This window comes from Kitasatospora sp. NPDC088391 (assembly GCF_044753345.1).
In the GTDB taxonomy this organism is placed as follows: Bacteria; Actinomycetota; Actinomycetes; order Streptomycetales; family Streptomycetaceae; genus Kitasatospora.
This window is the reverse complement of sequence record NZ_JBIVNB010000020.1, coordinates 42,655-67,018: the sequence shown is the minus strand read 5'-3', so window position 1 is coordinate 67,018 and position 24,364 is coordinate 42,655. Positions and strand designations below refer to the sequence as shown.

Sequence of the window (24,364 nt, the reverse complement as noted above, 5' to 3'; positions counted from 1 at the left end):
GCAGACCCCAGCACCGCACCACGGGAGGTTCCGCGCATGCCCACCGACCAAGCCCAGCCACCGTACCGGCTGACGGCCGCGACACCCCGCCCGCACCACGACACCGCCGCCCTCGTCGACCACCTGCTCGCCGCCTGGCTGAAGGCGGAGGGCCACGAGGAGCCCGCCGCCCGCGACGAGGACGCACCGCCCGAGCGACTACGGCTCGGCGAACGGGTCCTGCTGGACCGCGACGACGGCCCACTGCCCGGGCCCGCCCCCGAGGCCCGCTACAGTCGCCGCAGACTGCGCACGCCCGCCCCGCACGGCACCGACCAACTGACCCTCACCCTCGCCTCCGAGACCGCCGACGGCCCGACCCGGCTGCGCGTGGAGGCCGACCACCTGCCCGCCGGGCCCGCCGTGGCCGGACACGGGCGGGTGCCCGTCCCCGAACTCGTCCGCCGGCTGCTGCCGCTGCTGGACGCCGCCGAGGGCCCGGTGCCGCTCGGCACCGCCCCGCGGGTGCTCGGCCCCGCCGACCTGGACGGGCTGATCGACGAACTGTGCGACCCGGAACGGCAGCTGCCCGTCGTGGTGGCCAGCGTCCCGCCCGCCGTCCCGATCGAGCAGTGGCAGCGCGAGATCCTCGACCCGCTGCTGCGCCAACTCCCCGGCCAGGCCTCGCTGTACGTGCTCGGGCACACCGCGCTGCCGCGGTTCAACCTGGCGCTGGAGTACCACAAGGTCTACGGCGGGGCGGTGCGCACCTTCCTGCCCGACGTCGACCCGGCCTCCCGCGCCGACGCCGCCCGCCACCCCGTCCTGCCGCGGGTCCGGATCGACGAGAACCTGCGCCGCGCCGCCGCCCTGCTGGCCCGCGAACCACGCCGGCTCGCCGTCGAACTGCCGCTGCCCACCCCGCTGGACGCGGTGCCGGAGCTCCGGCTGCCGCCCGAGGCGCGCAAGGCGCCCGCCCCGCCCCGGGCCGTCGTCGAGCGGCTGCCGGTCCGGTTGGAGCGCTGCCGGCTGCGGGCCGAGCAGCCGCGCGCGGTGCGCCGGGCCCGGTGCGGCACCGGCCCCGCCAGCTTCGGCGAACTCGTCGACCGCTTCGACGAGTTCCCGCTGCTGGAGTTCACCGGCGACGCCAAGGAGACGCTCGCGCTGGACGGCCAGAGCGACGCCGACGGCTGGGCCGGCCTGACCTGGGACGGTCTGACCGCCCTGCAGGAGTACGCGGCCGCCGCCGTCCGCGGCGAGGCCGGCGGCGACTTCAAGCAGTGGTGCGAGCACACCCCGCCCGGCTGTCACCGCTTCCCGCCGCGCAAGGCGGTCCGCGGCGAGTCCCGCACCGTCGCCAGCCACGGCAAGTGGAAGCGCCAGCGGATGCTGCCCGTCCCGCCGTTCGTCGACTCCTCCTGCCGCGCCTTCATGGGCGCCCACCTGCGGATCGGCGGCGGCGGCACCGCCCCCCGGGTGCACTACCTGGACGACTGCTCCGGCAGCGGCCGGATCTACGTCGGCTACATCGGGCTGCACCTCACCAACACCCGCACCAACTGATCCGGCCCCGCCCCGCCGGGGCCTGACCGAGTGTCAACGCTCGGCCAAACCCCGGCGGTTGGCTGACCCGGCGGCCCGAACGGGGGACAATGCTGCTCGGGCCCCGCCACGGCGCCCCGCCGACGTGCGCCGGACGAGCAGGGGGAACGACCGCCGATGCAGCATCCAGCCGATGGCCCCGCCGACGGCACCACCACGGTGCTCCAGCCCGGCTTCCTCGCCACCCTCTTCCAGGAACTCGGCGCCGACGAGGACGAGGACGGCACCGGTTCCGGCCCCGGCCCCGGGCAGTCGGAGGGCCGCGGCGACGGGGCCGGGCGCGCACCCGCCACGGACACCGTCCCGCTGCGCCCCGCCGTCCCGCCCCGTCCGGTCACCGCTCCGGCCCCGGTCCCGGCCGCGGTCGTCCCGGCCCAGCCCGGCCCCGCCGACGGGCCCGCGGCCGGGACCGGGGCCGAACTCGGGGCCGGGAACGGGGCCGACACCGAGGAGGACCCGGTCGCCGCGCACGGCCGGGCCGCCGCGCTGGCCCACCACCGGACCCTCGCGGTGCACGCCGACCACGAGCGGCTGGCCGACCTGCTGCGCCGGGCCGCCCAGCCGGTCTCCGCGATGGACTTCGGGAGCCAGCAGCGCAGCTACCGGCCCAAGCCCTACCCGGACGCCGGGCAGGCCGGCGAACCCGAGCCCGCCTGGGCCGACTTCGCCCCGGCCGAGCCCGCCGGCGCCGACCCCGAGCAGCCCGCCTCGCGCCGCCTGCTCGACTCCGGCTACCAGCGCGAACTCGCCCAGGCCCGGCTGCGCCACCAGCGCGCGCTGCGCGAGTGGCGGACCAAGCAGGCCGAACTCGCCGACAGCGGCGTGATCGCCGCCCGGCAGGCCCACGAGGAGGCCGAACGGGCCCGGGAGCGGGCCGTCCGGGAGTACAACGACAGCCTGGAGGAGTGCCGCCGCGCCTACCTGCAGGCCGAGCCCGCGGCCGTCGAGTCCCTGCTGGAGCGGGCCCTGGCCGCCGCCGAGGGCGTCACCCGGGACCTGCCCGCCCCGTGCCGCGCGGTGTTCCGCCCGCTCACCCGGACCGCCGTCCTCGACCTCGACCTGCCGCCGCTGGACACCGTGCCCGCGCTGAGCGGCTACCGGCTCGCCGAGGACGGGGCCGTGCAGCCGGTGCCCCGTCCCGCCGCCGACGTCCGCTCCGACTACCTGCGGCTCGCCGCCCGGCTCGCGCTGCGCGCCCTGCAGGCCGCCGACGCCGTCGACACCGAGGAGGTGCTGGCCGGGGTGGTCCTCAACGGCTGGCTGCGCACCCCGGGGCAGGCCCCGCAGTGCCTGCTCAGCGTCGACGCCGACCGGGACGCGCTGGCCCGCACCCGCCTGGTCCCCGACAGCGGCCACCTCGGCGGCGAGGGCGCCGACGGGGGCGTCTACGCGGAGACCGAGCACGACGAGTCGCTGCTGCGGCTGCGCGCCCTGGCTGCCGTGATCACCCCCGACCCGTACGCGGGGGAGGCCGTCGTCCCGTGGGGCACCGCCTCCGCCGCCGTGCCCGCGCTCGGCGAGCTCTCGCCCGGCGAGTTCGCCCGGCTGGTGCGGGCCGTGCTGACGGCCGGCGGCCTGCGCGGCTGGAGCGTGCGGCTGCGCGGCCCCGCCGGCCTGGTCGCCACCGCCGAGGGCGAGCCCGGCAGCGGCCTGCCCGGCCGCTGGGTGGTGTGGGCCTCCCGGGGTCCCGCCCCCGTCGCCGCCGAGGAGATCGCCACCCTTGCCGAGGCGGTCCGCGAGGAGGACGCCGACCGCGGCCTGCGGATGACCTGCGGGCAGTTCGCCGACGAGGCCGTCGACCTGGCCGCCGAGGAGCGCTACCAGCGCATCCACCTGATGGACGGGGCGGGCATCCGCGAACTCGCCCGCACCCACCTGGCGCTGCCGCTGACGCTCTGAGCACCGCGCGGGCCCGGGCGGCGGACGGGGCACCGCCCCGTCCGTCGGCCCGTCCGTTGCCCTGTGCACCACCCCGCGGGCCGACGGCGCGGAACGTACCGGCGGGTTCGCCCGCCGTTCGGCCGTTCGGGCTGTCAGGCTGGGGGAGTGGAGAAACCAGTCCCCGGACACCGGCTCGGCCGGCGCACCAGCACCCGTCGGCCGGACGGCGCCCCGGCCCCGGAGCAGGAGCGGGAGCGCGCGATGGCCGGGATGTACGCCGAGTGCGGGCTGCTGCGCGAACTCGCCGACTCCTCCGGCGTCAGCCTCGACGACACCGTCGACTCGCTGACCGACCTCGACCAACTGCTGCCCCGGTGGCGCGACGACCCGCAGGTCTCGCAGTGGCTCGGCACCGACGCCGGCCTCTACCTCGGCACGGTGATCCGCCGTCAGGTCGACGGCGCGCACTGGGAGCTGGCGCCCGACGGCCGCCCCCTGATGGTGCTCCGCACCGGCTTCGAGCTCGACGTCACCGCGCTCGGCCGCGGCTGGGCCGAGCAGGGCTCTCCGCAGCTCTCCGCGATCTACCTGGCGGCCTCCGACGGCTGACCCGGGACCGCTCCGTCACGGGGCGCGCCCCGTGACGGCCCGTCACCCTGACGGTCCGTCCGGGCGGCGGAGCGGCCGCGGGGCCCGCAGGGTGGTGGCAGGGCCCGGCACCGTCCGGCCCGGGCCGGACGACTGGGTGCCCGTGGGCAGCGGTCAGCGCAGCCGTCCGGCCCCTGCGCCCAGCCGGGGGAGGCCGAAACTGACCGCCGTCCTGGTCGCCGCCGGAGCCTTCCTGATGACGCTGCTCGGCGGCCTGGTCGCCCAGCGCACCGGGGACCGCCGCCACCTCGTGCTCGGTCTCGCGGCCGGCCTGATGCTCGGCGTGGTCGCCTTCGACCTGCTGCCGGAGTCGATCGAGCAGGCCCCGCAGGAACTGCACGGCGTCCCGCAGGCGCTGCTGATGTTCGCCGCCGGGTTCCTCGCCATCCACGTGGTCGAGCGCGCCGTCGCCATCCACCGCGGCCACGAGGGCGAGTACGCCGCGCACAGCCACGGGCACCACCACACGCACGACGGGGGCACCCGGCACCGGGAGCAGGGCGTCGGGCTGGCGGCGGCCTCCGCGCTGGTCCTGCACAGCGCGATGGACGGCTTCGCGATCGGCGCCGCGTTCCAGGCCGGGACGACCGTCGGCACCGCCGTCGCCATCGCCGTCGTCGCGCACGACTTCGCGGACGGCTTCAACACCTACACCCTGACCCGGCTGTACGGGAACAACCGGCGCCGGGCCCTCACCCTGCTGGTCGCCGACGCGGTCGCGCCCGTCACCGGGGCCGCGGTCACGCTGCTGTTCACCATCCCCGGGCACCTGCTCGGGCTCTACCTCGGGTTCTTCGCCGGCTTCCTGATGTACCTGGCGACCTCCGACATCCTGCCCGAGGCGCACAGCCCGCACCCGTCCAAGGGCACCCTGCTGTGCACCGTGCTCGGGGTCGGGTTCATGTGGCTGGTGGTCGGGCTGGCCCACGGGCACTGACCGGGCGGGCGCCCGGTCGGTCGGGGGACGGGGCGGCCCAGTGGCGGCGGAACGCCGCGAGGGCGGCGGTGACGGCGGGGCGGCGGGACGTCCCGGTCCGCCACAGCGCGTACACCCGGCGGACCGGCTCCGGGTCGACGGGGCGGACGGCCACCCCGGGCGGGAGCGGGCCGCGCCCCAGCCGGGGGACCAGGCCCAGGCCGAGCCCGGCGTCGATCAGCGCGATCTGGGTCTGGAACTCGCCGACCTGGTGGGCGACGTCCGGCTCCTCGCCGGTCTCCCGCATGGTGCGCAGCAGCCAGTCGTGGCAGATGTTGCCCGGCGGCACGCTGATCCAGCGCTGCCCGCGCAGCGCCGCCACCGGGACGGCGTCGAGCGCGGCCAGCGGGTGCCCGGCGGGCAGCAGCAGGTCGACCGGGTCGGTGCCGAGGTCCAGCCGGTCGACGCCGTCCTGCACCGGCAGCGGGACGGTCGCCCAGTCCTGCACCACCGCCAGGTCGACCTCGCCGCGGGCCACCAGCTCGGCCGCCGGATAGGGGTCGCTCTCCAGCAGGCGGACGTCCAGCTCGGGGCACTCGCGCACCAGCTCGGCCAGGGCGGCGGGCAGCAGGCCGCGCGCCGCGGTCGGGAAGGCGGCCACCAGCAGCCGCCCCGTGGCCCGGCCGCGCTGCTCCTCCAGCGTCACCTCGGCCTGCTCCACCAGGGCCAACACCCGGCGCGCGGTGTCGGCCAGCCGGACGGCGGCGTCGGTGAGCTGCACGCCCCGGCCCTGCCGCTCCAGCAGGACGGTGCGGGTCTCCCGCTCCAGCTTGGCGATCTGCTGCGAGACTGCGGACGGGGTGAAGCCGAGGGCCGCGGCGGCCCCGCCGACCGAGCCGTGCACGGCGACCGCGTGCAGGGCGCGCAGGCGTCCCAGATCCATCATGCAGTGATGCTAAACGGTGGGGTTGAGGAAATGTCGCTGGTGCTGAACATTCCGGCCGGGAGATGCTCTTCGCATGCCCCCCGTCACCGCCGCTCCGTCCGCCCCCGCCGCCGCCCCGTCCGCCACCGGCTCCGCCATGACGCCCCGTCACATCGCGCTGGCGGTCCTGGTCGCCGCCGTCTGGGGGCTCAACTTCGTCCTGATCGAGGTCGGGCTGCACGACTTCCCGCCGCTGCTGTTCTGCGCGCTGCGGTTCGCCGTGGTGGCGGTGCCCGCGGTGTTCCTGGTCGGGCCGCCCGGGGTGGCGTGGCGGTGGGTGCTGGGCGTCGGACTGGCGCTCGGCGTGGTCAAGTTCGGGCTGCTGTTCCTGGGCATGCACGCCGGGATGCCGGCCGGCCTCTCCTCGCTGGTGCTGCAGGGGCAGGCCGGGTTCACCGCGCTGTTCGCGGCGCTCCTGCTGGGCGAGCGGCCGAACCGGCGGCGCACCGCCGGGCTGGCGGTCGCCTTCGCGGGCATCGCGCTGGCCGCCGTCGACCGCGGGGTGGCCGGCCCCGTCGGCGCGTTCGCCCTGCTGATCGGCGCGGCCGCGGCCTGGGGCCTGGCCAACGTGCTGACCCGCCGGGCCGCCCCGCCGGACGCGCTGCGCTGGATGGTCTGGGTCTCCGCCGTGCCGCCACTGCCGCTGCTCGGCCTGTCGCTGCTGGTCGAGGGCCCGGACGCGGACTGGGCGGCGCTGCGCGGGATCAGCTGGTCCGGCGTCGGCGTGGTGCTGTACGTCGGCCTGGTCTCGACGCTGTTCGCGTTCGTCGCCTGGAGCCACCTGCTGCGCCGCTACGACGCCTCGGTGGTGGCCCCGTACTCGCTGCTGGTGCCGGTGTTCGGGATGTCCTCGGCGGCGCTGCTGCTCGGCGAGCGGTTCAGCGCCCTGGCGGGCGCGGCCACCGCGCTGGTGATCGCCGGGATCGGCCTGGGGGCGGTGCCCGCTACGGCGTGGGCCCGGCTTCGTACGCTTCTTCGGCCTGCCGCAGGGCCCGCAGCAGGGCGTCCTGCTCGGGAGGGCTGACCGGGCCGAAGTACTCCTGGGCGACCTCGTGCCGGACCCGGGAGATCCGCTCCAGTGCCCCGTGCCCGGCCTCGGTGACCACCAGGCGCACCGCCCGGCGGTCCGCCGGGTCGGGGGTGCGGGCCACCAGGCCGGCCTCCTCCAGGGCGTCCACCACGGTGGTGGCGGAGCGCGGGGCGATCCGCAGCCGCTCGGCCAGCTCGCTCAGCCGCATGGTCTCGGGGCCCTCGCAGCCGGGCGCGTGGTCCAGCGTGCGCAGCGCCCTGGCCTGGCCCGGGGTGATGCCGTACGGCTCCAGCCGCTGCATGGTCCGCCGACGGATGCGCTTCATCGCCCGGGTGAGGGCGTCCGCGAGTTCCGCGGCGGTGTCGGCGGGGCCGGGGGAGGTCATGGGCACAGGGTAGCGGCCGGGCGCCGGGGGGTACGGAGGGTGACCGATCTCGCCTCAATAACATGTTGAGCTTGGCTCAGTAATCGAGTAGCTTAGGCAAACCTAAGTTATTGATGCCCGCCGTCGGTCCCGTCCGGGACGCCGGCGGGGACGCCGTCCGAGGAGTTACGTCATGGCCCGCTCCACCGCACGTGTCAGCACCGACCGCCCCGGCCGCTACGCCAAGCAACTCGCCGCCCACATGGGCCGCAAGGTCCCCACCGAGTGGTCCGAGGAGGCGGGCCGCGGCTCGCTGGTCTTCGGCGCCGGCCGGGCCGAACTCGCCGCCGAGGAGGGCGCGCTGCTGCTCTCCGTCGAGGGCGCCGAGGAGAACCTGGACCAGCTGGAGGACGTGGTCGGCCGCCACCTGGTCCGCTTCGGCACCCGCGACGAACTGGTCGTCGCCTGGCAGCGCGAGAGCGGCGCGGCGGGCACCGTCCAGCGCCTCACCGGCGAGGAGGGCTGACCGGCCCCGCACTCCCCGCGGGCCGGCCCTGCCGCAGCGGGGGCATCGGCACCGGAGCCGCGAACGCCGCGGCACCCGCGCCGACCCCGCCCTCACGGCCGTTCGGCGGCACGGTGGTCACGCCTCGGGCGGACGGCTTCTCCGCCGCCCAGAACATGAAGCCGAGTCGATGGTCGGCCGGGCGGCCGGGTCGGCGCCGGTGGCGTCGTACGGGTGGACCGCCCGGTAGGCGTCCACGCATGCCTGCGGGCCCGTCGGGTTCGGATTGTTGGCGTTCTCGTAGTCGATCTCGATGCCGACGCCCAGCCTGCCCGCCGGCGCCGCGGCCTTCTGCCCGAGCAGGGCGCCGTTGCGGGACGGCGCGGTGTCCCGGTCGCCGGTGCAGGTGATGCCGCCGATGGAGAGCATCACCCGGATGCCGTGCGCCGTGAAGCAGTCCACCACCTGCTGGTTCATGCCCACCGGCACCCCGGCCGCGTCCCCGGCGTCGGTGGTGCCGTCCAGCAGCCGCAGCGGGTCGACGAAGCTCGGCACCACCGTATTCACCGACGACCGGCCGTCGCCGCCGCGGCGAGCAGTGCGGCCGCGGCCGCCGAACGGATCACGGGCATGACGGGGGGCGCACGGGAGCCTCCCGGGGCCGCCTGCTGAGGGGCGGGGAACAGGGTGCGCGCGGCCCGGGAGGGCGTCAACGGTCCGTACCGAACCTGTCCGGGACCGGACATCAGGCCGGCGGGGCACCCGAGGGTCCGGCCGACGGGGCGCCCGGCGGGTCGGGCAGCAGGCGGGGGAGCAGGGCGCGCAGCGCCAGCAGCAGCAGGCCCGCCAGGCACCAGCTGGCCAGCACGTCCAGCAGCCAGTGGAAGTCGCTCCACACCAGCCCGGCGCCCACCCCCAGGCAGACCCCCGCGGCCGTCCACCGGACCGCGGGGCCGGAGCGCTCCGGCAGCACCCGGGCCAGCAGCAGGGCCGCCGTTCCGTACGCGATCGAGGAGGTCGCGGTGTGGCCGGACGGGTACCAGCCCCACTGGTCCGCGGACAGCGGCACCCCGAACGGGCCGGGCCGGGCGAACCAGGCCTTGGCCGGTACCACCAGCAGCGGGATCAGCACCGCCGCGACCACCGCCACCGGCACCGGCGTCCACCAGCGCGGCCGCCCGTCCCGCCGGGCCAGCCAGGCCGCCAACCCCGCGCCCGCCAGCAGCACCGGCACGGCCGGCACCCCGCCGCCCAGGTCGGACAGCGCCACGCCCAGGTGGTTCAGCAGCGTCGAGTGCAGCGTCCGGCGCACCTGCCGGACCGCGTCGCGCACCGCCGGGTCGACCGCCAGCAGCGGCCCGTCCACCGCGACCTGCCAGGAGATCAGCACCAGCAGGGCGGCCAGCACCGGCGGCAGCGCCGGGGACGCGAGGGAAAAAGTCGGCCGCCCCGGAGCAGGGGGGAGAGCTCCGGGGCGGCCAAGGCGATCGCCGCGCCGTGCGGCCCGGGGGGTGTGGGCGGGACGGCCGGTCGATCGGTCCGGTTCGCCCGCCTCGACGGCGGGCGCAGGAGTGGGCAGTGGTTGCGGTTCGCTGTCCATCCGTGACGACAGTACGTCAACGCCGGAGCGCGCGGCGGGAGACCCGCCATCATGCACAGCATCTTCACCACCGGCGGAGCAACCTCCATCAGCGGTCCGGCGTCCGCACGTGCAGACGCCGGATTCCATGCCGCGCCACGCTCCTGACGGAGCGTCAGAACTGCCGGGAGGGGCTTCCGTCAGACGGCCGCGAAGGCCGACTCCAGGATGTCCAGGCCCTCGGCCAGCAGGTGCTCCGGCATCACCAGCGGCGGCAGGAAGCGCAGCACGTTGCCGTAGGTGCCGGCGGTCAGCACCACCAGGCCCTCGGCGTGGCAGGCCTTGGCGATCGCCGCGGTCACCTCCGGGTTCGGCTCCTTGCCGCCCGGCTTCACCAGCTCCACCGCGACCATCGCGCCGCGGCCGCGAACCTCGCCGATGCGCACCCGGTCGGAGTGGGCGAACTTCTCCTGCAGCTTGCGCAGCCGGCCCAGCATGACCTCGCCGATCCGCCGCGCCTTGCCGTTCAGGTCCTCGGACTTCATGGTCTCGATCGCGCCCAGCGCGGCCGCGCAGGCCACCGGGTTGCCGCCGTAGGTGCCGCCCAGGCCGCCCGCGTGCGCGGCGTCCATGATCTCGGCCCGGCCGGTCACCGCCGCCAGCGGCAGACCGCCGGCGATGCCCTTCGCGGTGGTGATCAGGTCCGGGATGATGCCCTCGTCGTCGCAGGCGAACCACTGGCCGGTCCGGCAGAAACCGGTCTGGATCTCGTCCGCCACGAACACGATGCCGTTCGCCTTCGCGAACTCCACGATCGCGGGCAGGAAGCCCTTGGCCGGCTCGATGAAGCCGCCCTCGCCCTGGATCGGCTCGATGATGATCGCCGCGACGTTCTCCGCGCCGATCTGCTTGGTGATCACGTCGATCGCCTGCGCGGCCGCCTCCGCGGCGCAGTTCTCCGCGCCCGTCAGCCAGCGGTACGGGTAGGCCACCGGCACCCGGTAGATCTCCGGCGCGAACGGGCCGAAGCCCTGCTTGTACGGCATGTTCTTCGCCGTCAGGCCCATGGTCAGGTTGGTGCGGCCGTGGTAGCCGTGGTCGAACACCACCACGGCGGTGCGCTTGGTGTAGGCGCGGGCGATCTTCACCGCGTTCTCCACCGCCTCGGCGCCCGAGTTGAACAGCGCGGTGCGCTTGTCGTGGTCGCCCGGGGTCAGCTCGTTCAGCTGCTCCGCCACCGCCACGTAGCCCTCGTACGGGGTCACCATGAAACAGGTGTGGGTGAACGCGGCCAGCTGCTCCGTCGCCTTGGCCACCACGGCCGCGGCGCTGTTGCCCACGTTCGTCACGGCGATGCCGGAGCCGAAGTCGATCAGGCTGTTGCCGTCCACGTCCTCCAGCACGCCGCCGCCGGCCCGCGAGACGTACACCGGCAGCGTGGTGCCCACGCCCGCGGCCACCGCGCCGAGCTTGCGGGACTGCAGCTCCTGCGACTTCGGGCCGGGGATCGCGGTGACCAGACGGCGCTCCTGCGGGAGCGGAGTAGCAGCGCTCATGTCTTCTCCAAGTTCTTGACGCGGTACCCGCAGGCTACGACCGCCCGCTCCGGCCGGGCATGCGCCACTCGGTACTGCTGGGCCGTCCGAATTGTCCGACGCGGCCAGTGGCCGAAGACCGGCTCCGGTACTCCGCGCTCCACTAGATTGACCCCGGGTGTGTCGGTGGGACGGCGATGCGGGTATGGCACCGCCGGCAACGTAGGAGGGGCCCCAAGTGGAACTGAACGACGCGCGTACCCGGCACGCCCAACCCCATCTCCCCCCGCCCCGACCCCCCTTCCACCTCCCCACCTGGGCCACCGCGCCCCGCCCGGACGCCCCGCCCGGCGTCTACCGGCAGCACCACACCCCGTACGACGCCGGGAAGGCCGAGGCGGCCGAGACCCCGGCGGGGCCGCTGCTGCTGCGGGCGGTGCTCAACCTGGCGGTCGGGCTCTTCGTCTACCTGGAGGGCGTCTCCCTGCTGCAGGGGCTGCTCAGCGCCCTCGGACTCACCGTCACCAGCTCCTTCGCCGTCTCGCTGCTGATCGCGGCGGCCGTGAACGTCGCGGTGCTCGCCCTGGTGCTGATGGTCTTCGGCCGGATGGGCCGCTGGGCCGAGGTGTGGCGGCGCTGGATCGCCCCCGTCCTCTCCCGGACCGTCACCGAGGTGCCGCCCGAGCCCGAGGCGGCGCCGGTGGTCGACATCTGGGCGGAGCTGCGGCCCGCCGGAGAGGCGGTGCGGCGGCTGGAGGGCGGCGAGCCGGTCGGCGACGTGGACTACGTGCGGCTGCACCAGGCGTGGCGGACGGTGGGCGCGGACCCGGCGGCGTGGCAGGAGTTCACGGCCCAGCTGGCCGGCCGCGGCCCGGCGGCCTGCGCGCACCCGTCCGAGCAGCGCGACCTGCCCGGCGGCCGGGCCGGGCGGCACGACCTGATGGTGCGCCAGGTGCGGCTCGGGACGGCGCAGGACGTGGTGAAGAACCCGGCGACGCACCGGAACGCCGGCTTCGCGCTGGACCCCCGGGTGCTGGGCACCTCGCTGCTGGCGGTCGGCCCCGCGGGCACCGGCAAGACCGCCGCGCTGGCCCGCCCGGTCGCCGAGGCGCTCTGCCTGCAGGCCCTGGCGGGCGCGGCCTGCGCGGTGGTGGTGGGCGCGGCCGACGCCGACCTGGGGCCGGACGACTGGTACGACGTGGTGATCGCCCCCGGCGACCCGTCCGCCCCGTACGGGCTGGACCTGTACGGGGCGGCGCCGAACCCGGACGAGGCGGCGGCCCGGCTGACGGACGCGCTGCTGCCGGACGAGCTGGCGCCGCGGGCGGAGAGCGCCCGGACCGCGATGCAGCAGGTGGTCGGGCCGTACCGGGCCGGGTACGGCCGCTACCCGGCGGTGCGGGCGCTGCGGGCGCTGCTGGCGGGCGACCGGGACGGCTGGGCGGAGCTCGCCGAGCGCCTGCAGAAGGCCGGGCGGCGGGCCGAGTTCGAGGCGGACCTGCAGCAGCGGGAGCGGATGCACGGCCGGGCCGACGACCCGGGCGCGCTGCTCGCCGACCGGCTGGCGCTGCTGGACCGGCCCGCGCTGGCCGCCGGCTTCTCCGGCGGCCCGGACGCCAAGCCGGCGTTCGCGATGCGGGCGCTGGAGCACCCGCTGCGGGTGCGGGTGAAGCTGCCCGAGCGCAGCCACCCGGAGGCCGCCCGGATGCTGTCGCGGCTGCTGCTCGGCCAGTTCGTCCAGGCCGCGGCGGACCGCACGGACCGGGAGCTGTTCGCCGGCCTGGTGCTGGACGACGCGACGGCGGCGGTGGACGCGCAGGCGATCCGCGGCATCCAGCGGCTGCGCGGCGCCAACGCGGGCACGGTGCTGGTGCTGCGCACGCTGTCCGACCTGCCCGAGGCGCTGCGCGCCCCGCTGTTCGGCGCGGTCGGCAACCGGATGGCGTTCCCGGGCATCGCGCCCTGGGACGGCAAGCTGTTCTCCGAGGCCTGGGGCACCCACCTGGTCCGGGAGACCGCGGTGACGCACACCCCGGACACCTCGGGCGGAACGGTCCGCCGGGCCGGCCGGCTGCTGCGCAAGGCGCTGTCGGGGACGACCGCGCAGACCGAGTCGGTCACCACCCGGGACGTCGAGCGGCACCGCTGGTCGCCCTCGGACCTGGCGCACGCCCTGCCGTCCGGCCACGCGGTGGTCTCGCTGACCTCCGTCACCGGCGAGCAGGTGCCGCCGCTGCTGGTCGACCTGAGGCACTGACACGGCGCCGACAGCGCTGTGAGGCCGCAGAGACCCCGGAGACCCCGGAGACCCCGGAGACCCCGGAGACCGCGGAGGATCATCTTTGGGTCACGGAAGCTACGGACCGGCGGATTTCGGTGCTCCGGCTTGTCCGGAGCGTCCATAATGGGGGGAGAACCCTCACTCGCCCGGCCGCAACGGCGCGGCCAGGTCGAACCACCGAAGGTGCCATGCCCCCCACTCTCGCCTCCGTCGTCCGCACCTCCGCGCTCCACCTGACGGTCCTGGCCGGCGCGGACCACCTGGAACGGCCCGTCCGCTGGGTGCACACCAGCGAACTGGACGACCCCACGCCCTTCCTGGAGGGCGGCGAGCTGCTGCTGACCACCGGCATCAAGCTCGGCAGCGGCGCCGAGGCCCTGCAGGCGTACGTGCACCGGCTGGCCGACGCCGGCGTGGTCGGCCTCGGGCTCGGCGTCGGCCTCTCGCACAGCGAGGTGCCGCAGGCCCTGGTGGACGCCGCCGCGCAGCGCGGCCTGCCGCTGCTGCGGGTCCCGGAGGCGACGCCGTTCATCGCGATCTCCAAGGCGGTCTCGGCGGCGCTGGCCGCCGAGCAGTACGAGGCCGTCACCACCAGCTTCGAGGCGCAGGAGGAGCTGACCCGGGCCGCGCTCGGCAAGGACGGCACCACCGCGATCGTCCGCCGGCTGGCAGCCCGCCTGGGCGGCTGGGCCGCGCTGTACGACGGCTCCGGCGCGCTGTCCGCGGTCGCGCCGGACTGGGCGGCCCGCCGGGCCGGCCGGCTGGCCGCCGAGGTCGACCGGCTGCGCCGCCGCCCCGCCCCGTCCAGCGCCGCCCTGCAGGGCCGGGCCGGCACCATCGACACTGCCGACGAGGACTACGTCGTCGTGCAGTCGCTGGGCGCCGACCGCCGTCCGCGCGGCTTCCTGGCGGTCGGCACCGAGGACCGGATCACCCCGACCGAGCGGTACGTGCTGAACGCCGCCGTCGCGCTGCTGACGCTGACCCTGGAGCGCTCCCGGGAGTTGCGGCAGGCCGAGGAGAAGATGGGCGCGGCGCTGCTGCGGATGGTGCTGGCCGGCGAGGTCGGCACCGCCCGGCAGGTCGCCGCGGGCCTGTTCGGCGGGCTGCCCGAGGGCACCGTCCGGGTGCTGGTGGCGGCCGCCGCGCCGGGCCCGGAGGCGGCCGAGGCGCTCGGCGAGCTGGCCGACCGGGCCGAGAACGCCGGCGGCAAGGTCGGCGAGAAGCTGCTGGTGGCCCGCGAGGACGGCCCGCACGGGCCGCGCCTGATGGTGCTGGCGCTGGACAACGGCTCGGTGCACCGGGCCTGCCTGGGCGCCGTCGAGGAGCACGAGGGCCTGGCGCTGGGGGTCTCCGCCCCCGCCGCGCTGGAGGACGCCGGCACCGCGCACGCCCAGGCCGAGCGGGCCCTCGCGGTCGCCCAGCGGGGCGGCCGGCGCACCGTCGACCACGAGGAGGTCGGCGCGGGCTCGCTGCTGCCGCTGCTCGGCGAGGAGGCGGTCACGGCCTTCGCCGAGGGCCTGCTGCGCCCGCTGCGCGAGCACGACCGCACCGCGCGCGGCGACCTGGTGGCCTCGCTGCGGGCCTGGCTGTCCCGGCACGGCCAGTGGGACGCCGCCGCGGCCGACCTGGGCGTGCACCGGCACACGCTGCGCTACCGGATGCGCCGGGTGGAGGAGCTGCTGGGCCGCTCGCTGGACGACACCGACGTCCGGATGGAGCTGTGGCTGGCGCTCCGTTCCGGCGAGGAGTAGGCGAGGAACAGGCGAGGAACAGGCCCGGCGTGTCCGCGGCGTACTAAACGGACCCCCGGTTTCGTCCCGTCCGTCCAATCGGGAACGGCCCCGTTCCGCCCTACCGTGAAGGCGACAAGTCTTCGAGGGAAGGGGCCGGTGCGACCGTGACCACCACTCATGAGTTCTGGCTGGCCGGGCGTCGGGCGAGCGGCGAGACGGAGTTCGAGGTCCGTCACCCGCACGACGGCAGCCTGGTGGCGAAGGTCGGCGTGCCGACCGACGCGCAGGTGGAGGAGGCCGTGGCGGCCGCCGCGGCCGCCGTCCCGGTGTTCGCGGCGACCCCGGCGCACGTCCGGTCGGCGGCGCTGGACCACGTGGCGAAGCGGCTCGCGGAGCGCACCGAGGAGATCGCCAAGCTGATCACCGCGGAGAACGGCAAGCCGATCAAGTGGGCGCGCGGCGAGGTCGGCCGGGCCGTGTCGGTGTTCCGCTGGGCCGCCGAGGAGGCCCGCCGCACCAACGGCGAGACGATGCGGCTGGACACCGACCCGGGCGGCACCGGCCGCTACGCGATCGTGCGGCGCTTCCCGCGCGGCGCGGTGCTCGGCATCGCCCCGTTCAACTTCCCGCTGAACCTGGTGGCGCACAAGGTCGCCCCGGCGATCGCGGTGGGCGCGCCGATCATCCTGAAGCCCGCCCCGGCGACCCCGCTGGCGGCGCTGCTGCTGGGCGAGATCCTGGCCGAGACCGAGCTGCCGGCCGGCGCCTGGAGCGTGCTGCCGGTGGAGAACGCCAAGATGCCGGCCCTGGTGCAGGACAAGCGCCTGCCGGTGATCTCGTTCACCGGTTCGGACAAGGTCGGCTACCAGATCATGGACTCGGTGCCGCGCAAGCACGTCACCCTGGAGCTCGGCGGCAACGCCGCGGCTGTGGTGCTGGCCGACTGGAGCTCCGAGGCCGACCTCGACTGGGCGGCGACCCGGATCGCCCTGTTCGCCAACTACCAGGGCGGCCAGTCCTGCATCTCGGTGCAGCGGGTGATCGCCGACGCGAGCGTGTACGACCGCCTGGTCGAGAAGGTCGTCGCCAAGGTCGAGCAGCAGGTCACCGGCGACCCGTACGACGAGGCCACCGACGTCGGCCCGCTGGTGGACGAGAACGCCGCCAGGCGCGTCGAGTCCTGGGTCCAGGACGCCGTGGACAAGGGCGCGAAGGTGCTCACCGGCGGCACCCGGGACGGCGCCGCCTACGCGCCGACCGTGCTGGCCGACCTGCCGGCCGACGCGATCCTGGCCACCGCCGAGGTGTTCGGCCCCGTGCTGTCGCTGCACCGGGTCGAGGGCGCCGAGGAGGCCTTCGCGGCCGTCAACGACTCAGCGTTCGGCCTGCAGGCCGGCGTGTTCACGCACGACGTGCAGACCGCGTTCCGGGCCCACCGCGAGCTGGAGGTCGGCGGCGTGGTGATCGGCGACGCCCCGTCCTACCGGGCCGACCAGATGCCGTACGGCGGCGTGAAGGACTCCGGCGTGGGCCGCGAGGGCGTCCGCTACGCGATGGACGACTTCACCTTCGAGAAGGTCCTGGTGCTCACCGGCCTCGACCTCTGAGCGTCCCCCGACCGGGCCGTCCCGCGACGCCCCCTGACGCCCCGTCACCGCGCCCGGCGCGGCGGCGGGGCGCCGTCGTGCCGGGCGCCGCCGCCGTCCGGGGCAGGGCCGGCGGCAGGACACAATGGGGGCATGAACTCGCTCGCCCACCCGCAGCTGCGCTTCGCTCCGACCGTGGAGAACCCCGACGGACCCCGGGAGCTGGTGATCCTCGGCTCGACCGGCTCGATCGGCACCCAGGCCATCGACGTGGTGCTCCGCAACCCCGACCGGTTCCGGGTGGTGGCCCTGTCGGCGGCCGGCGGGCGGGTCGAGCTGCTCGCCGAGCAGGCCGTCGCGCTCGGCGTGCACACCGTGGCGGTGGCCGACCCGGCCGCCGCGGCCCCGCTGCGCGCCGCGCTGGCGGCGAAGGCCCAGGGCGCCCCGCTCCCGGAGGTCCTGGTGGGCCCGGACGCGGCGACCGAGGCGGCCGCGCTGCCCTGCCACTCGGTGCTGAACGGCATCACCGGCTCGATCGGCCTGGCCCCGACGCTGGCCGCGCTGCGGGCCGGCCGGGTGCTGGTGCTGGCCAACAAGGAGTCACTGATCGTCGGCGGCCCGCTGGTGAAGGCCGTCGCGCGGCCCGGCCAGATCGTCCCGGTCGACTCCGAGCACGCCGCGTTGTTCCAGGCGCTGGCCGGCGGCACCCGGGCCGAGGTCCGCAAGCTGGTGGTCACCGCCAGCGGCGGCCCGTTCCGCAACCGCACCCGGGAGCAGCTGGCGGGCGTCACCCCGTCCGACGCGCTGGCACACCCGACCTGGGCGATGGGCCCGGTGGTGACGATCAACTCGGCGACCCTGGTGAACAAGGGCCTGGAGGTGATCGAGGCGCACCTGCTGTACGACGTGCCCTTCGACCGGATCGAGGTGGTGGTCCATCCGCAGTCGATCGTTCATTCGATGGTGGAATTCACCGACGGCTCCACGCTGGCCCAGGCCAGCCCGCCGGACATGCGGATGCCGATCGCGCTCGGCCTCGGCTGGCCGGACCGGGTGCCCGACGCCGCCCCCGGCTGCGACTGGACCAAGGCCGCGACCTGGGAGTTCTTCCCGCTGGACAACGCCGCCTTCCCGGCCGTCGAGCTGGCCCGCGAGGTGGGTACGCTCGGCGGGACCGCCCCCGCGGTGTTCAACGCCGCCAACGAGGAATGTGTGGACGCTTTCCTGAAGGGCGCGCTGCCCTTCACCGGAATCGTGGACACTGTGGCGAAGGTGGTCGCCGAACACGGCACCCCGCACCCGGGAACTTCGCTCACGGTGGAGGACGTACTCCAGGCCGAGCACTGGGCGCGGGCCCGGGCGCGGGAACTGGCAGCTGGCTAGGCAGTACGACGGAGGCGACGCGGTGGACATGCTGATGAAGGTGCTGGGCATCCTGCTCTTCGTGGTCGGGTTGCTGTTCTCGATCGCCTGGCACGAGCTCGGCCACCTCTCCACCGCGAAGCTGTTCGGCATCCGGGTCCCGCAGTACATGGTCGGCTTCGGCCGGACCGTCTGGTCGACCCGGCGCGGCGACACCGAGTACGGCCTCAAGGCGATCCCGCTGGGCGGCTACATCCGGATGATCGGGATGTTCCCGCCCGGCGCGGACGGCCGGATCACCCAGCGCTCCTCCTCGCCCTGGCGCACCATGATCGAGGACGCCCGCTCGGCCTCGTACGAGGAGCTCCAGCCCGGCGACGAGGACCGGCTGTTCTACACCCGCAAGCCGTGGAAGCGCGTCATCGTGATGTTCGCCGGCCCGGGGATGAACCTGATCCTGTCGATCGGCCTGTTCTTCACCCTGTTCATGGGCATCGGCGTCCAGCAGGCGGTGCCCACCGTCCAGGAGGTCAGCGAGTGCGTCGTCCCGGTCGGCACCAAGACCGACACCTGCGCGCCGGACGCCCCGAAGTCCCCGGCCAACCTGGCCGGCCTGCGCGCCGGTGACACCGTGCTGGCCTTCGGCGGCGTGCCGATCCGCGACTACGCGCAGCTGCAGGGCCTGATCCGGGACTCGGCCGGGAAGAACGTCGCCATCGAGGTCCGGCACAAGGACAACGGCGGCACGGCCGTCCTGAACGCCGACATCAAGTCCAACACCCTGCAGGCCCTGGACGCCGACGGCAACGCGATCAAGGGCAGGACCGTCACCGCCGGCTTCCTCGGCATCACCCCGCTGCAGGGCGTGCACCACATGTCCTTCGGCGAGAGCGCCGACCGGATGGCCACCGCCGCCCGGGACTCGGTGACCTCGCTGACCAAGCTGCCCGGCAAGATCCCCGGCCTCTGGCACGCCGTGGTCGACGGCGCCCCGCGCGACTCCGACAGCCCGATCGGCATGGTCGGCGCCGCCCGGCTCGGCGGCGACGTGTTCGCGATGGACCTGCCCGCCACCCAGCAGCTGTCCTTCTTCGTCGGCCTGCTGGCCGGCATCAACATGATGCTGTTCCTGTTCAACATGCTCCCGCTGCTCCCGCTCGACGGCGGCCACATCGCCGGCGCCCTGTGGGAGTCGCTGCGCCGCGGCTTCGCCAAGCTGCTGCGCCGCCCCGACCCCGGTCCGTTCGACGTGGCCCGGCTGATGCCGCTGGCCTACGTGGTCGCCGGGATCTTCATCTGCTTCACCGGCCTCGTGATGGCCGCCGACATCGTGAACCCGGTACGGCTCAACTAGAGCCGCGCCACCCTCGGCCGGGTGTGCTCCGCCACCCGGCCGTGCCGTACCGTTGGACGCCGGGCGCCCGAGCCGACAAGGCCCGCCCGGCACACCGAACCTCTCCAGAGGAAACACCGCACACATGACCGCGATCTCGCTCGGTATCCCTTCCCTGCCGCTGAAGCCGCTGGCCCAGCGCCGACACTCGCGTCAGATCATGGTCGGCAACGTGCCGGTCGGCGGCGACGCGCCCGTCTCGGTGCAGTCGATGACCACCACGCTCACCTCCGACATCAACGCGACGCTCCAGCAGATCGCCCAGCTGACCGCCTCGGGCTGCCAGATCGTCCGGGTCGCCGTCCCCTCCCAGGACGACGCCGACGCGCTGCCGATCATCGCGAAGAAGTCGCAGATCCCGGTGATCGCCGACATCCACTTCCAGCCGAAGTACGTGTTCGCCGCGATCGACGCCGGCTGCGCCGCCGTCCGGGTCAACCCCGGCAACATCAAGGCGTTCGACGACAAGGTCGGCGAGATCGCCAAGGCCGCCAAGGGCGCCGGCGTCCCGATCCGGATCGGCGTCAACGCCGGCTCGCTCGACAAGCGCCTGCTGGAGAAGTACGGCCGCGCCACCCCCGAGGCGCTGGTCGAGTCCGCGCTCTGGGAGTGCTCGCTGTTCGAGGAGCACGACTTCCGCGACATCAAGATCTCGGTCAAGCACAACGACCCGGTCGTGATGATCAACGCCTACCGCCAGCTCGCCGCCGCCTGCGACTACCCGCTGCACCTCGGCGTCACCGAGGCCGGCCCCGCCTTCCAGGGCACCATCAAGTCCGCGGTGGCGTTCGGCGCGCTGCTCGCCGAGGGCATCGGCGACACCATCCGGGTCTCGCTGTCCGCCCCGCCGGCCGAGGAGATCAAGGTCGGCATCCAGATCCTGGAGTCGCTGAACCTCCGCCAGCGCGGCCTGGAGATCGTCTCCTGCCCGTCCTGCGGCCGCGCCCAGGTGGACGTCTACAAGCTCGCAGAGGAGGTCACCGCCGGCCTGGAGGGCATGGAGGTGCCGCTCCGGGTCGCCGTCATGGGCTGCGTCGTCAACGGCCCCGGCGAGGCCCGCGAGGCCGACCTCGGCGTCGCCTCCGGCAACGGCAAGGGCCAGATCTTCGTCAAGGGCGAGGTGATCAAGACCGTCCCCGAGTCGAAGATCGTCGAGACCCTGATCGAGGAGGCCATGAAGCTGGCCGAGCAGATGCTGGAGGAGGGCGTGGAATCCGGCGCCCCCGTCGTCGTGGCCGCCGAGTGACGGTCTGAAGTCCCCCGGCGGGGCCGCCCTGCGCGGCGGCCCCGCCTGTCCGAGAGGTGCCCCCGTGCTCGACCGAGGCGTGACGCTGCCCGGCCCCTTCCAGGTCGCCCGGGCCCTGGCCGCGACCCGCGTGCTGGAGACCCCCGACCTCGACGCGGCGCTGGAGATCCTGCGCCGCGACCCGGTCGCCAACGCCTTCGTCGCCACCCGGGTGGAGGCCGTCGGCCTCGACCCGTGGCGGCTCGGCGGCGAGATGTGGGGCTGGTACGACGCCGAGGGCCGGCTCGACGCGCTCTGCTACGCGGGCGCCAACCTGGTCCCCGTCGGCGCCGGGCCCGAGGCCGTCCGCGCCTTCGCCGAGCGGGCCCGCCGACAGGGCCGCCGTTGCTCCTCCATCGTCGGCCCCGCCGAGGCCACCGCCACCCTCTGGGCCCTGCTGGAGCGTTCCTGGGGCCCCGCCCGCGACGTCCGCGCCCACCAGCCGCTGATGGCCACCTCCGTGCCCGTCACCGAGGTCGAGGCCGACCCGCTGGTGCGCCGGGTCCGGCGGAACGAGATCGAGGCGCTGATGCCCGCCTGCGTGGCCATGTTCACCGAGGAGGTCGGCATCTCCCCGCTGGCCGGCGACGGCGGACTGCTCTACCAGGCCAGGGTCGCCGAACTGGTCTCCACCGGACGGTCGTTCGCCCGCTTCGACGAGGACGGCAAGGTCGTCTTCAAGGCCGAGATCGGCGCCGTCACCGTCGGGGCCTGCCAGATCCAGGGCGTCTGGGTCGCCCCCGAGCACCGCGGCCGCGGCCACTCCGAGACCGGCATGGCCGCCGTGGTCAACACCGCGCTCGCCGAGGTCGCCCCCGTGGTCTCGCTGTACGTCAACGACTTCAACCTCCGGGCCCGCGCCGCCTACCGCCGGGTCGGCTTCCGCGAGGTCGGCGCGTTCATGAGCGTGCTGTTCTGACGCCCCGTCAGCACCCCGCCGGGTCGCGCAGCGGCAGGTGCGCGCCCATCACCGCGTACGGGCGCGCCGTGTTCGGGAAGCGCACCGCCGGCGCCAGGTCCCGGTAGCCGAGCGAGCGGTACAGCCGGCGGGCCGGGGTCTCCGCGTCGATCGCCGACAGGATCGACCGGTCAAGACCCGAGCGCCCGCACAGCGAGCGGATCAGCCGGGTGCCCACCCCCAGGCCCTGGAACTCCGGCAGCACGTGCAGCTCCGTCACCGCGAACACCCCGTCCAGCCAGTCCTCGTGGCCGCGCGCCGCCAGGTACGGCTCGATCACCGTCGACCACCAGTGGTCGCGCCGGTTCGGCATCCCGTACCCGAAGCCCACCAGTCGGCCCTGCGCCATCGCCCCCAGCGCCACCACCCCCGGCTGCAGGGCGTGCCGGCCCACGATCGGCAGCCGCACCGCCACCTCCTGCGGCCCCAGCCCGAACGCGACCGCCTGCACCTCCAGCACGGTCGGCGCCCACGCCGCCAGGTCGATGGCCTCGATCGTCACCCCGGTGAGCTGCTCCATGAAGCGGGACGTTACTACCTGCCGTCCCACCCGGTGCCGCACCCCGGCCTCACAGCCAGGACGCGAACTCCAGACGGAGCTCCGCGCCCGCCGCGTCCCCCGCCGCGAGCGCCCCCAGCGCGGCGTCCACCGCCCGCAGCAGCGTCCACGCCCGGACCCGCTCGACGGGCAGCTCCACCGCCTCGGAGAGCTGCCGCAGCCGCCGCCGCGCCGCGCCGCGCGGCCCCGGCGAGGCCGCCAGCGTGTCCACCCGGTCCAGCACCAGCCGGGCCAGGTCGAAGGCCCGGTCGCCGACCACCGGGCGCGGGCCGACCGCCAGCCACGGGGCCCGCTCCGCCGCCAGCACCCGCCCGTGGTGGAACGCCCCGTGCAGCAGCCAGTCGCCGCCGTCCCCGGCCAGCGCCACCGCCTCCAGCGCCTCGTCCACCAGCGGCGCGGCGTCCGCGGCGGCGGGCAGCGCCCGGCGCTCCGCGACCCGGGCGGCGATCCGGGCGGCCCGCTCCGGCAGGGTCTCGAAACCGTGCCCCGCCGGGGCCGCCACCCACAGCCGGCGCAGCAGGCTGGTCGCCTCCAGCATCGCCTTCGCCTCCGCCAGCGAACGCAGCGGGACCTCCCCGTGCAGGCGCTCCAGCAGCAGCGCCCCGTCCGCCTCGTCCAGCAGCAGCACCGTGCCCCGCCCCGCCCAGGCCCGCAGCGCCGCGGCCTCCGCCGAGGGGCGGGCCGCCTTCACCGCCACGGGGGAGCGGTCCGCCGCCCGGTGCGCGTAGAGCAGTACGCTGCCCCGCCCGCCCGGCTCCAGCACCCGTTCGGGCACCAGCCCCCAGTCGGCCACCCGCCGGGCGAGCAGGCCGGGCAGCGCCGCCAGCCAGACCTCCCCGGCGGGGTCCGCCGCTGCCCGGACCGACCCGACCAGCCGCCCGGGGACGGTGAACTGCGCAGATTGTGCCGACATGGGACCGATTATCGGGCACCGGCCGGGGCGCTCAGGGCGCAGCGCTCCCCGTCGGCCCCGTCGACCCCGCCGCCTCGGTGATCCCCGGCAGGGCGGGCAGGTCCGCGCCCCAGTGGGCGGCGCGCAGCGCGCACTCGCGGAGCGCGGCGGCACCCTCGGCGCGGAACGCGGCGGTGGCGGCCAGGTCGGCGTAGGAGGCGGTGAGCTGGATCTCCAGGTGGGCGGCGAGCTGCGCCGCGCCGGCGGCGTCCTTGACCGGGAACGGCAGCCGGTAGCCGGCCGCCGCCGCGGCGGGGGAGGCGCCCCGGCCGGCCAGCAGGCGCTGCCAGCCGTCGCGCCGGGCCTGGTGGGCGGCGTACGCGGCGCGGCCGTCCTCGCGCTGCGGCCCGACCGGGAGGAAGGCACCCACCACGCCGTACCCGTACACGGCGGCGTGCTCGGCGGCCAGCGCCGCCTGCAGCGCCGCGGTGTCGGCACTCGCCGGCGACGGGGCGGACGCGGACCCCGACGGGGCGGGCGCGGAGCCGGAGCCGGAGCCGGACGGGGCGGGCGCGGAGCCGGACGGGGCGGGCGCCGCGGCGTCGAAGGCCCCGGTGTCGCCGAGCGCGGCGGTGTGGGCCGCGCCGGAGGCGGCCACCGCGGCGAGGGTCCGGGCCAGCTCCGGGGAGGCGGCGGCCAGGTCGGCGAGGCGCAGGCCGACGGTGCGCCGTTCGGCGGCGGCCAGCTCGGCGACACCGCGCGCCGGGGCCGGGGCGGAGGCCGAAGCCGAGGCCGACGGGGCGGCGGACGGGGGCAGCGTCCGGGCCAGCGCCTCGCGGTGCTGGACCAGGTCCTCGCGCAGGTCGGTGAGCCGGGCCGCGTCCGCGGGGCCCGCCGCCGCGGCGACGGCGTCGTAGTCGGCCAGCAGGGCGTCGGTGGCGGCGAGCTGACGGAGCCTCAGCGCGGTGTCCGGGTCCTGCTCCCGCGGGCGGGGCGGCCGGTCGCCGCCACCGCCGGTGCAGGCGGCCAGCGGGAGCAGCCCGGCGAACGCCCCGAGGGCCAGGAAGGTCCGCCGTGTGGGCGCGGGCATCGGTGCTCCAGCGTGGTCGGTGGGGGTCGGTGGGGGTCGGTGGGGACGGTGTGCCCCCGTCGGGAGGAATCTTTACCGGATCAGCACGGTCTGCTGCTGGACCTCGGACGGTATCCGGCGGTTGTGACCTTGCTCGCAGCGGGGTGGTCCGGGCCGGGGTCGGAATCGGTGGTTCGGCCTCCGACCCGATAGGCTTCG

General features: G+C 75.7%; 21 protein-coding genes. 13 read left to right on the top strand and 8 right to left on the bottom strand.

Features of this window, described 5'->3' with window-relative positions; translation table 11 throughout:
• Window positions 1–36 precede the first annotated feature (36 nt).
• The 4 genes from ACIQBJ_RS34765 to ACIQBJ_RS34750 all read left to right on the top strand — a co-directional run bounded on the left by ACIQBJ_RS34765 (window position 37) and on the right by ACIQBJ_RS34750 (window position 5,047).
• On the top strand, window positions 37–1,542 hold the full coding sequence (locus ACIQBJ_RS34765) for a hypothetical protein (RefSeq protein WP_400718738.1): 1,506 nt from the start codon (window positions 37–39) through the stop codon (window positions 1,540–1,542).
• Between the two features lie 156 nt (window positions 1,543–1,698).
• Entirely contained in the window at window positions 1,699–3,480 is a 1,782-nt protein-coding gene (locus ACIQBJ_RS34760; RefSeq protein ID WP_400718737.1) for a restriction endonuclease, read from the top strand.
• Between the two features lie 147 nt (window positions 3,481–3,627).
• Window positions 3,628–4,071 carry a DUF6278 family protein gene (locus ACIQBJ_RS34755; RefSeq protein WP_400718736.1) on the top strand — a complete coding sequence of 148 codons (444 nt, stop codon included), beginning with the start codon at window positions 3,628–3,630 and terminating at the stop codon, window positions 4,069–4,071.
• Between the two features lie 235 nt (window positions 4,072–4,306).
• On the top strand, window positions 4,307–5,047 hold the full coding sequence (locus ACIQBJ_RS34750; protein ID WP_400718748.1) for a ZIP family metal transporter: 741 nt from the start codon (window positions 4,307–4,309) through the stop codon (window positions 5,045–5,047).
• Here the strand turns inward: ACIQBJ_RS34750 and ACIQBJ_RS34745 are convergent.
• A complete protein-coding gene (locus ACIQBJ_RS34745) occupies window positions 5,010–5,972 on the bottom strand; it encodes a LysR family transcriptional regulator (protein WP_400718735.1) in 963 nt (320 codons plus the stop codon). The two genes, ACIQBJ_RS34750 and ACIQBJ_RS34745, sit on opposite strands and share 38 nt — an antisense overlap.
• Before the next feature lie 136 nt (window positions 5,973–6,108).
• Between ACIQBJ_RS34745 and ACIQBJ_RS34740 the strand changes: the two genes are divergently transcribed.
• Window positions 6,109–7,035, top strand: a complete 927-nt coding sequence (locus ACIQBJ_RS34740; RefSeq protein WP_400718747.1) for an EamA family transporter — start codon at window positions 6,109–6,111, stop codon at window positions 7,033–7,035.
• Here the strand turns inward: ACIQBJ_RS34740 and ACIQBJ_RS34735 are convergent.
• Complete coding sequence (locus ACIQBJ_RS34735) at window positions 6,956–7,426, bottom strand: MarR family winged helix-turn-helix transcriptional regulator (RefSeq protein ID WP_400718733.1); 471 nt, start codon at window positions 7,424–7,426, stop codon at window positions 6,956–6,958. The genes ACIQBJ_RS34740 and ACIQBJ_RS34735 overlap by 80 nt on opposite strands.
• Window positions 7,427–7,598: 172 nt before the next feature.
• On the opposite strand from ACIQBJ_RS34735, the gene ACIQBJ_RS34730 reads away from it, so the two are divergent.
• On the top strand, window positions 7,599–7,931 hold the full coding sequence (locus ACIQBJ_RS34730) for a DUF2218 domain-containing protein (protein WP_400718732.1): 333 nt from the start codon (window positions 7,599–7,601) through the stop codon (window positions 7,929–7,931).
• 117 nt (window positions 7,932–8,048) lie between these two features.
• Here ACIQBJ_RS34730 and ACIQBJ_RS34725 read toward each other — a convergent pair whose 3' ends face one another.
• From ACIQBJ_RS34725 to gabT, 3 genes are all read right to left on the bottom strand, one after another.
• On the bottom strand, window positions 8,049–8,465 hold the full coding sequence (locus ACIQBJ_RS34725) for a hypothetical protein (protein ID WP_400718731.1): 417 nt from the start codon (window positions 8,463–8,465) through the stop codon (window positions 8,049–8,051).
• 190 nt (window positions 8,466–8,655) lie between these two features.
• Window positions 8,656–9,318 carry a phosphatase PAP2 family protein gene (locus ACIQBJ_RS34720; protein WP_400718729.1) on the bottom strand — a complete coding sequence of 221 codons (663 nt, stop codon included), beginning with the start codon at window positions 9,316–9,318 and terminating at the stop codon, window positions 8,656–8,658.
• Window positions 9,319–9,689: 371 nt separating this feature from the next.
• Window positions 9,690–11,045 (bottom strand): 4-aminobutyrate--2-oxoglutarate transaminase, encoded by a 1,356-nt coding sequence (gene gabT, locus ACIQBJ_RS34715; protein ID WP_400718728.1) that lies wholly within the window; start codon window positions 11,043–11,045, stop codon window positions 9,690–9,692.
• A gap of 217 nt (window positions 11,046–11,262) precedes the next feature.
• Between gabT and ACIQBJ_RS34710 the strand changes: the two genes are divergently transcribed.
• From ACIQBJ_RS34710 to ACIQBJ_RS34680, 7 genes are all read left to right on the top strand, one after another.
• The gene (locus ACIQBJ_RS34710) at window positions 11,263–13,281 is read left to right on the top strand and encodes an ATP-binding protein (RefSeq protein WP_400718726.1); all 2,019 of its coding nucleotides are present in this window, start codon (window positions 11,263–11,265) and stop codon (window positions 13,279–13,281) included.
• A gap of 212 nt (window positions 13,282–13,493) precedes the next feature.
• Window positions 13,494–15,059: a PucR family transcriptional regulator gene (locus tag ACIQBJ_RS34705; protein ID WP_400718725.1), complete on the top strand. Its 1,566-nt coding sequence runs from the start codon at window positions 13,494–13,496 to the stop codon at window positions 15,057–15,059.
• A 146-nt stretch (window positions 15,060–15,205) separates the two neighbouring features.
• On the top strand, window positions 15,206–16,648 hold the full coding sequence (locus ACIQBJ_RS34700) for an aldehyde dehydrogenase family protein (RefSeq protein ID WP_400718724.1): 1,443 nt from the start codon (window positions 15,206–15,208) through the stop codon (window positions 16,646–16,648).
• Window positions 16,649–16,780: 132 nt separating this feature from the next.
• Complete coding sequence (gene dxr, locus ACIQBJ_RS34695) at window positions 16,781–18,010, top strand: 1-deoxy-D-xylulose-5-phosphate reductoisomerase (protein WP_400718722.1); 1,230 nt, start codon at window positions 16,781–16,783, stop codon at window positions 18,008–18,010.
• Between the two features lie 22 nt (window positions 18,011–18,032).
• Window positions 18,033–19,343: a M50 family metallopeptidase gene (locus tag ACIQBJ_RS34690; RefSeq protein WP_400718721.1), complete on the top strand. Its 1,311-nt coding sequence runs from the start codon at window positions 18,033–18,035 to the stop codon at window positions 19,341–19,343.
• 124 nt (window positions 19,344–19,467) lie between these two features.
• Complete coding sequence (ispG, locus tag ACIQBJ_RS34685; RefSeq protein ID WP_400718719.1) at window positions 19,468–20,628, top strand: flavodoxin-dependent (E)-4-hydroxy-3-methylbut-2-enyl-diphosphate synthase; 1,161 nt, start codon at window positions 19,468–19,470, stop codon at window positions 20,626–20,628.
• A gap of 115 nt (window positions 20,629–20,743) precedes the next feature.
• Complete coding sequence (locus ACIQBJ_RS34680) at window positions 20,744–21,586, top strand: GNAT family N-acetyltransferase (RefSeq protein ID WP_400718746.1); 843 nt, start codon at window positions 20,744–20,746, stop codon at window positions 21,584–21,586.
• A 7-nt stretch (window positions 21,587–21,593) separates the two neighbouring features.
• On the opposite strand, the gene ACIQBJ_RS34675 is transcribed toward ACIQBJ_RS34680, so the two are convergent.
• From ACIQBJ_RS34675 to ACIQBJ_RS34665, 3 genes are read right to left on the bottom strand one after another with little or no spacing between them, the layout of a single operon-like run.
• A complete protein-coding gene (locus tag ACIQBJ_RS34675; RefSeq protein ID WP_400718718.1) occupies window positions 21,594–22,145 on the bottom strand; it encodes a GNAT family N-acetyltransferase in 552 nt (183 codons plus the stop codon).
• Window positions 22,146–22,194: 49 nt separating this feature from the next.
• Complete coding sequence (locus ACIQBJ_RS34670) at window positions 22,195–23,097, bottom strand: aminoglycoside phosphotransferase family protein (RefSeq protein ID WP_400718717.1); 903 nt, start codon at window positions 23,095–23,097, stop codon at window positions 22,195–22,197.
• 31 nt (window positions 23,098–23,128) lie between these two features.
• A complete protein-coding gene (locus tag ACIQBJ_RS34665) occupies window positions 23,129–24,166 on the bottom strand; it encodes a ferritin-like domain-containing protein (RefSeq protein WP_400718716.1) in 1,038 nt (345 codons plus the stop codon).
• Between the last annotated feature and the right edge of the window lie 198 nt (window positions 24,167–24,364).

Coding starts and splice junctions, on each gene's coding strand:
- ACIQBJ_RS34765 (WP_400718738.1), top strand. CDS start 37: ATGCCCACCGACCAAGCCCAGCCACCGTACCGGCTGACGGCCGCGACA.
- ACIQBJ_RS34760 (WP_400718737.1), top strand. CDS start 1,699: ATGCAGCATCCAGCCGATGGCCCCGCCGACGGCACCACCACGGTGCTC.
- ACIQBJ_RS34750 (WP_400718748.1), top strand. CDS start 4,307: ATGACGCTGCTCGGCGGCCTGGTCGCCCAGCGCACCGGGGACCGCCGC.
- ACIQBJ_RS34745 (WP_400718735.1), bottom strand. CDS start 5,972: ATGATGGATCTGGGACGCCTGCGCGCCCTGCACGCGGTCGCCGTGCAC.
- ACIQBJ_RS34740 (WP_400718747.1), top strand. CDS start 6,109: ATGACGCCCCGTCACATCGCGCTGGCGGTCCTGGTCGCCGCCGTCTGG.
- ACIQBJ_RS34735 (WP_400718733.1), bottom strand. CDS start 7,426: ATGACCTCCCCCGGCCCCGCCGACACCGCCGCGGAACTCGCGGACGCC.
- ACIQBJ_RS34730 (WP_400718732.1), top strand. CDS start 7,599: ATGGCCCGCTCCACCGCACGTGTCAGCACCGACCGCCCCGGCCGCTAC.
- gabT (WP_400718728.1), bottom strand. CDS start 11,045: ATGAGCGCTGCTACTCCGCTCCCGCAGGAGCGCCGTCTGGTCACCGCG.
- ACIQBJ_RS34705 (WP_400718725.1), top strand. CDS start 13,494: ATGCCCCCCACTCTCGCCTCCGTCGTCCGCACCTCCGCGCTCCACCTG.
- dxr (WP_400718722.1), top strand. CDS start 16,781: ATGAACTCGCTCGCCCACCCGCAGCTGCGCTTCGCTCCGACCGTGGAG.
- ispG (WP_400718719.1), top strand. CDS start 19,468: ATGACCGCGATCTCGCTCGGTATCCCTTCCCTGCCGCTGAAGCCGCTG.
- ACIQBJ_RS34675 (WP_400718718.1), bottom strand. CDS start 22,145: ATGGAGCAGCTCACCGGGGTGACGATCGAGGCCATCGACCTGGCGGCG.
- ACIQBJ_RS34670 (WP_400718717.1), bottom strand. CDS start 23,097: ATGTCGGCACAATCTGCGCAGTTCACCGTCCCCGGGCGGCTGGTCGGG.
- ACIQBJ_RS34665 (WP_400718716.1), bottom strand. CDS start 24,166: ATGCCCGCGCCCACACGGCGGACCTTCCTGGCCCTCGGGGCGTTCGCC.